This window comes from Stenotrophomonas sp. 05L44_2 (genome assembly GCF_056665995.1).
Genome location: NZ_JBFTNR010001014.1, coordinates 1 through 1,056, shown reverse-complemented (window position 1 = coordinate 1,056; position 1,056 = coordinate 1). Strand labels below are relative to the sequence as shown.

General features: G+C 67.5%; 2 protein-coding genes. Both read right to left on the bottom strand.

What is annotated here, in order from left to right; genetic code table 11:
- Positions 1–157 (bottom strand): cell division protein FtsL (gene ftsL / locus AC1VAN_RS22760; RefSeq protein ID WP_480986856.1); only part of this gene is annotated, 157 nt, incomplete at its 3' end.
- Positions 154–1,056, bottom strand: a 903-nt coding sequence (gene rsmH, locus AC1VAN_RS22755; RefSeq protein WP_480986855.1) for a 16S rRNA (cytosine(1402)-N(4))-methyltransferase RsmH, incomplete at its 5' end; no start/stop codon positions are given. The genes rsmH and ftsL, both read right to left, overlap by 4 nt.

Below are 1,056 nucleotides of genomic sequence, written 5' to 3'. Positions count from 1 at the left end.
GCTGCAGGCGGCCGAATTCGATGTTCAGGTCATCGCGCGCACGCTCGGCGCGCGACAGCTCGATGAACGTCTGCCGGTGACGGTGACGCACGAACACGACGCCGATCGCCGAGGCCACGGTGCAGGCCAACAGGATGATCAGCAGCAGCCGGCTCATGCATCGGCCTCCCGCTTCTGGGCCACACGCAGCACGGCGCTGCGGGCGCGCGGGTTCATCGCCAGCTCTTCGTCGGTGGCCTTGATGGCGCCGCCGATCAGGTCCAGGGTCGGCACGAAGGCCTGCGCCTCGGGCAGCCGGCGGTTGGCCGGCGGTGCCTTGGCCAGGCGGTTCATGTACTGCTTGACGATGCGGTCTTCCAGCGAGTGGAAGCTGATCACCGCCAGCCGGCCACCGGGCTTCAGGCGCTCCACCGCCGCGTCCAGGCCGGCTTCGAGGTCGGCCAGTTCACGGTTGATGTGGATGCGGATGGCCTGGAAGCTGCGCGTGGCCGGATGGATCTTGTCCTTGCCGCGCGGCATCACCGAGGCGATCAGCTCGGCCAGTTCGGCGGTACGGGTGAACGGCTGCTTTTCGCGGCGGGCCACGATGGCGCGGGCGATGCGCCGGCTCTGCCGCTCTTCGCCGTAGGTCCACAGCACGTCGGCGATCTCGCGATCTTCCACGCGGTTGATCCACTGCGCAGCGCTTTCGCCACTGTCCGGGTCCATGCGCATGTCCAGCGGGCCGTCCTTGCCGAAGCTGAAACCACGCTCGGCCACATCCAGCTGCGGCGAGGACACGCCAAGGTCGAACAGCACGCCATCCAGGCCTTCGGCGGTCTCGTTCCACTGCAGCAGCTGGGCGAAGCTGCCACGGAAGATCGACACGCGCGGGTCCGGCGCGAAATCGCGCTCGGCAACGGCAATGGCTTCCGGATCCTTGTCCATGACCAGCAGGCGTCCCTCGGGACCGAGCTGGGTGAGCACGCCACGTGCATGACCGCCACGACCGAACGTGCCATCCAGATAACGTCCGTTTTCGATCACCCTCAGGCCTTCCAGGACCTGGGTGTACAG